This is a genomic window from Deltaproteobacteria bacterium, from assembly GCA_009929795.1.
In the GTDB taxonomy this organism is placed as follows: domain Bacteria; phylum Desulfobacterota; class Desulfovibrionia; order Desulfovibrionales; family Desulfomicrobiaceae; genus RZZR01.
Genome location: RZZR01000132.1, coordinates 1 through 6154 on the forward strand (window position 1 = coordinate 1; position 6154 = coordinate 6154).

Here is a 6154-nt window from a genome sequence, read left to right on the forward strand (position 1 = left end):
TCAGCTCCTCAAGGCCATGCGGCGTTCCAGGAGCGTGGCCGTCAGGGACAGAATGAGGTTCAGGACAAGATAGACCCCGGCCACGGCGAACCAGACCTCGAAGGTCAGAAAGGTCTGGGAAACAATGGCTTGGGCCTGCATGGTCAAATCGTAGATGGCGATGGTGCTGACCAGGGCCGAGTCCTTGACCAAGGAGACGGCCTGGCCGGTCAGAGGCGGAATGGCATGGCGCAGGGCCTGGGGCAGGACGATGCGGCGATAGATCTGGGGCCGGGTCAGGCCCGAGGCCAAGCCGGCCTCCCATTGGCCGATGGGGACGGACAGAATTCCGGCCCGGAAGATTTCCGAGGCATAGGCTCCCTCGAACAGGGACAGGGCCACCACGGCCGAGGTAAAGGCGTCGATGCCCAGGACCGGGGACAGGACGAAATACATGACGAAGATCTGGACCAGAAGCGGGGTGTTTCTGATGGTTTCCAGGTAGGCCATGGCCACGAGACGGCCGACATAGGAGCCTGACAGGCGGAGCAGGGCCGCGACCAGGCCGAAGACAGTGGCCAGGACCAGACCCAGGGCCGAGATGCGGATGGTGACCCAAAGACCGGAAAGGAGCGGGCCGGGCGTCCAGCCCTCGGGCCCGAAGGTCCAGAAGAACCGCCACAGGCGATACCATTGCCAGTTGTAGCCAAGTTCGTCCAAGCCGGCATCGACGAGGAAGACGATCAGGCCTAGGGCCAGAAAGTACTTAATCAGCTCGAAGGTAAGGCGAAGAGGCCGGTTCAGGCGATCGCAGGGGAAAGAGGACGAGGCAGGTCTGGACATAGCTGCCAACGGTCTAGCCAGCCGAATTGCCAATGGCAAGAAGGATTGGTCCGATTATGGGAGCATAATATGTTTTTCATTCTTGACCAATCATTAAATGTCGAATAAAAAAAATAAAAACAATGGAGATGGTGAATGATCGACGAAATTGATGCTAAAATATTGCAGATATTGCAGACCGACGGCCGGATTTCCAACGTGGACATCGCCCGGACTCTGGGCATGGCCCCGTCCGGGGTTTTGGCTCGACGTCGTCGGCTGGAACGGGAGGGAATCATCCAGGGCTACGAGGCCCGAGTGGATCCAAGACCTTTGGGTCTGGGCCTAATGACCTTCATCCAGGTCAAGACCGACGAGCCCGTCGGCCAGACCGGGGCCGGCAGGGAAATGGCGGCCCTGTCCGAAATCCAGGAAGTCCACTTCATTGCCGGGGAGTTCAACTATCTGCTCAAGGCCCGGGTCACAGGCACGGATGGTCTGACCCGCCTTCTCGAGCGGATGGGGGCCATTTCCACGGTCCGAGACACCAGAACGACCCTGGTGCTTGATACCATCAAGGAAGGTTTGGCCTTGGGTTTCGGAGAACCCGGGACCCGACCCCAGGGAAGCAGACGGAAATCGTCCGGAACACAGGATTGAAACGGAACGGGAAGCAGGAGGTCATCATGGACAAGACGGCATTGAGTAGGGCCATTGCCGAGCGGGGCCGGGAGTTTTTCAAGAGCATCAGCGGGGAGGCGCCGTCCATCTTCAACAAGGGTTGGTGGACGGGCAAGGTCATGGACTGGTCCATGCGCAACGAGAATTTTAAGGTCCAACTGTTCCGGTTCGTGGACGTCCTTCCCTACCTGAACACGGGCGAGTCCCTGACTCGACACATCGAGGAATATTTCGCGGCCGAGGATCAGGACCTTCCCAAGGTTCTCAAGTGGGGGGCCGGGGCGGCCGGGTTCGGCGGCAAGCTGGCGGCCAAGGTCATGGCCAAGACTATCCGATCCAACATCGAGAACATGGGAAAGCAGTTCATCATCGGCGAAAATACGGGCCAGGCTCTGAAGACCCTGGCCAAGCTCCGCAAGGAGGAGTTCGCCTTTACCGTGGACATCCTGGGCGAGGCTTCGGTGAACGAGGAGGAGGCCGAGGCCTATATGCAGGAGTATCTGCACCTTCTCGAGGCCATTGGTCCCGAGTACCCCAAATGGAAGGCTCTGGGCGGGGCCGATCTGGACTGGGGCTCGGCCCCCAGGGTGAACGTCTCGGTCAAGCCCTCGTCTCTGTTCTCCCAGGCCCACCCGGCCGATTTCGAGGGCTCGGTGAGGGGCATCTGCGCCCGGCTCATTCCCATCATCCGCAAGGTTCGGGCGTTGAACGGCTTCATCTGCATCGACATGGAGCAGCACAAGTTCAAGGATATCACCCTGGAGTGCTACCGGCGATTGCGGTCCTCTGAGGAGTTCCGGGATTCGGCCAACATGGGCATCGTTCTCCAGGCCTATCTCAAGGAAACCGACCAGGATTTGAAGGCCTTGCTGGACTGGGCCCGGGCCGAAAAGCTGCCCATCTCGATCCGCCTGGTCAAGGGCGCCTACTGGGACTACGAGACCGTGGTGGCCAAGCAGAACGGCTGGGACGTGCCCGTGTACACGAGAAAGCCCGAGAGCGACATAGCCTTCGAGCGCCAGGCCCGGTTGATTCTCGAAAACCATGACATCTGCCATTTCGCCTGCGCTTCCCACAACATCCGGACCCTTTCGGCGGTCATGGAAACGGCCAGAACTCTGAACGTGCCCGAGAACCGCTACGAGTTCCAGGTCCTTTTCGGCATGGCCGAACCGGTCCGCAAGGGCCTGCTCAAGGTGGCCAAACGGGTCCGGCTCTACGCCCCCTACGGGGACCTCATCCCGGGCATGGCCTATTTGGTCCGCCGGCTTCTGGAGAACACGGCCAACGAGTCGTTTTTGCGGCAGAGCTTTGCCGAGGAGGCCGACATCGACCGCCTTCTGGAAGATCCGGAAGCGACCCTGGTCCGGGAAAAGAGTGGAGCCAAGCGCAGAAAAGCCGGAACCGGGCCCCTCATCCAGAACGAGCCCTTTGCCGACTTCACCAGGGCTTCGGTGCGGGATGCCTTTCCCAGGGCCATATCAGAGGTTCGTGGGCAAATCGGGAAAACCTATCCCCTGTTCATCGGCGGAAAAGAGGTCAAGACGGCCGACCTCCTCGACTCGGTCAACCCGGCCAAGCCTTCCGAGGTTGTCGGCCGGATCTGCCAGGCTGGAGTGGGCGAGGTGGACATGGCCATCGACACGGCCAAGAAGGCCTGGCCGGCTTGGCGGGACACCCCGGCCGAGGACCGGGCCAAGATTCTCTTCAAAGCCGCCGACCTAGCCCGCAAAGACATCTTCACACTCTCGGCCTGGCAGGTGCTTGAAGTGGGCAAGCAATGGGATCAGGCCTATGCCGATGTGGCCGAGGCCATCGATTTCATGGAGTACTACGCCCGGGACATGATCCGGCTGGGCACACCCCGCAAGATGGGCAACGCCCCGGGCGAGTCGAACCGGTATTTCTACCAGGGCAAGGGCGTGGCCGCGGTCATCGCCCCCTGGAATTTCCCCCTGGCCATCAGCACGGGCATGGTCAGTGCGGCTTTGGTGACCGGGAACTGCGTTTTGTACAAGCCGGCCGGTCTGTCCTCGGTTATCGGCCATACCCTTGGCCATTTGCTTCGCGAGGCCGGGGTGCCGGACGGGGTCTTCAATTTTGTGCCCGGCCGGGGCTCAATCATGGGCGACCATCTCGTCGAGCACCCGGATGTGGCCATGATCGCCTTTACCGGATCCATGGAAGTGGGTCTGCGGATCATAGACAAGGCCGCCAAGGTTCGCCCCGGCCAGGACCACGTCAAGCGGGTGGTGGCCGAGATGGGCGGCAAGAACGCCATTATCGTGGACGACGACGCCGATCTGGACGAGGCCGTGACGGCCATCATCCATTCGGCCTTTGCCTTCCAGGGTCAGAAGTGCTCGGCCTGTTCGAGGGTCATCGTGCTGGATCCCATCTATGAGAAGTTCCTGAAGCGGCTCACGGCCGCGGCGGCCTCCCTGGCCATCGGTCCGGCCGAGGATCCGGCCAATTTCATGGGTCCGGTGGTGGATGCATCGGCCAGGGACAAGATCCTGGAGCGCATCGCCGTGGCCAGAAAGGAAGGACGGGTGGTCATCAGCCGGGACGATCATCCGGCCGATGGATATTACGTGCCTCTGACCATCGTCGAAGGCATCACCCCGGAGCATGAAACGGCTCAGGAGGAGATCTTCGGCCCGGTGCTGGCAATCATGAAGGTCAAGGATATGGACCAGGCCCTGGCCTGGGCCAACTCGACCCGCTACGCCCTGACCGGGGCCATGTTCTCGCGCAGCCCCAGACACCTGGAGCGGGCCCGCAAGGAGTTCCTGGTCGGCAACCTCTATCTGAACCGGGGGTCCACCGGGGCCATTGTCGAGCGCCAGGCCTTTGGCGGTTTCAAGATGTCGGGCGTGGGCTCCAAGAGTGGTGGTCCGGACTACCTTGTCCAGTTCATGGATCCCAGGGTGGTCACCGAGAACACCATGCGCCGGGGATTTGCGCCCATTGATGAGGGTGACGACTGGGTGGGGTAGATCTCTGGCAAGAGTTGAGAAATCCAAAGAAAAAGCCCCTGATATTTCAGGGGCTTTTGAGTTTTTGGTAGCGAGGGAGGGACTTGAACCCCCGACACTGCGGATATGAGCCGCATGCTCTGACCGACTGAGCTACCTCGCCAAATTCTGCCATCCGAATAACGGAGGTGGTCATGTAGCCGCCAAAGGCAAAAAAGGCAAGAAAAAAATTGGCCCGCTTTGCAGGCGCGGGCCAATTCGTTGACAACGGCCCGGAATCGGCCTAGGGCCGAACCTCAACCTGGGAGACTGGAAAACGCCAACAATGAAGGAGACAAAGAGTATGCAACGATTTCATATGGCCCTCATACTGACGGCCATGATTCTGCTCGGGGGCTGCAGTGCACAAAAGGTCGAGAAGGATGCCGCAGGTGGGCAGTCCGAACAGGCGCCTGTCAGTCTTGAGAGCCAGAAAAACAGAGTCAGCTACGGGATCGGCATGGATATAGGGACCAATCTTCGGGAGCAGGAGCTGGACATTGATGTCGAAGCCTTGGTCGAAGGCTTGCGGGTCAGCTATGCCGGGCAGGACACCAGGATGACCCTCGATGAGGTTCGAGAGGCCCTCATGGCCTTGCAGCAGGAGATGATGGAGCGACAGCAGCAGAAGACCGAGGCGGCCTCCGCTGAAAATCTTAAGGTCGGTCAGGAGTTCCTGGCCAAGAATCAGGAGCGTGAAGGCGTTGTCGTCCTCCCCAGCGGCCTTCAGTACGAAGTTCTGGAAGAGGGCAGCGGAATCAGTCCGACGGACAAGGATTTCGTTCAGGTCCACTATCGAGGAACATTGGTCGACGGGACCGAATTCGACAGTTCCTATGCCCGGGAGAAACCGGCCGTCTTTCCGGTCAACGGGGTCATCAAGGGTTGGACCGAGGCCCTGCAGCTCATGAAGCCCGGGTCCAAGTGGAAAGTCTACGTTCCGGCCGATCTGGCCTACGGAGAGCGCCAGGCCGGTCCGATCATCGGTCCCAATTCAGCCCTTGTATTCGATGTCGAGCTGTTGGCGGTGATGGACACCGCCGATGCCGCCCCCGATGCCTCAACGGCCCAGGAGGCGGAATCCGAAGGGCAAGCCGTTGAATCTCCGGCTCCGGCCGAAGGCAACGCCACCGAATAGTTTCTGCTCAAAACTTCGGAAAACGAAACGAGGCCGGGGGGAAACCTTCGGCCTCTTTTTTGGCTTCCCGAAGTGACTAGCCAAGCGCGAGAGCGCACGGAGGAGGGCACATGCGAGACACGACCATCGGGAACCTCCAGAAGGAGGTGGACCACTGGGTCAGGACCGTAGGAGTCCGCTATTATTCCGAGCTGACCAACCTGGGCATCCTGGCCGAAGAGGTCGGTGAGGTGGCCCGCATCATGGTCCGTCGATACGGAGACCAGAGTTTCAAGGATTCGGATCGATTGGATCTGGCCGATGAATTGGCCGACGTTCTTTTCGTTTTGGTCTGCATCGCCAACCAGACCGGAGTCGACTTGGGCGAGGCCATGGCCCGAAACTTGGTCAAGAAGACGACCCGAGACGCAGAACGTCATGCCTCAAATCCGAAGCTGGCCGACGAACGCACGTTGTCTCCCGGAGAATGAGCATGTAGGTTTCCCCCTGTGAGCACATCTGAAATCTCATCATCATC

Annotated in this window: 5 protein-coding genes and 1 tRNA gene; 4 read left to right on the top strand and 2 right to left on the bottom strand. The window is 60.2% G+C overall.

The features are described from left to right. Complete coding sequence (locus EOM25_11395; protein NCC25778.1) at positions 1-822, bottom strand: amino acid ABC transporter permease; 822 nt, start codon at positions 820-822, stop codon at positions 1-3. A gap of 135 nt (positions 823-957) precedes the next feature. On the opposite strand from EOM25_11395, the gene EOM25_11400 reads away from it, so the two are divergent. Further along, on the top strand, positions 958-1461 hold the full coding sequence (locus EOM25_11400) for an Lrp/AsnC family transcriptional regulator (GenBank protein NCC25779.1): 504 nt from the start codon (positions 958-960) through the stop codon (positions 1459-1461). A gap of 26 nt (positions 1462-1487) precedes the next feature. After that, the gene (gene pruA / locus EOM25_11405; protein NCC25780.1) at positions 1488-4481 is read left to right on the top strand and encodes an L-glutamate gamma-semialdehyde dehydrogenase; all 2994 of its coding nucleotides are present in this window, start codon (positions 1488-1490) and stop codon (positions 4479-4481) included. 65 nt (positions 4482-4546) lie between these two features. Here the strand turns inward: pruA and EOM25_11410 are convergent. Next, positions 4547-4623, bottom strand: a tRNA-Met gene (locus EOM25_11410). 180 nt (positions 4624-4803) lie between these two features. On the opposite strand from EOM25_11410, the gene EOM25_11415 reads away from it, so the two are divergent. Continuing rightward, a complete protein-coding gene (locus EOM25_11415) occupies positions 4804-5637 on the top strand; it encodes an FKBP-type peptidyl-prolyl cis-trans isomerase (GenBank protein NCC25781.1) in 834 nt (277 codons plus the stop codon). A gap of 110 nt (positions 5638-5747) precedes the next feature. Next, the gene (locus EOM25_11420; protein ID NCC25782.1) at positions 5748-6107 is read left to right on the top strand and encodes a pyrophosphatase; all 360 of its coding nucleotides are present in this window, start codon (positions 5748-5750) and stop codon (positions 6105-6107) included. Positions 6108-6154 lie beyond the last annotated feature (47 nt).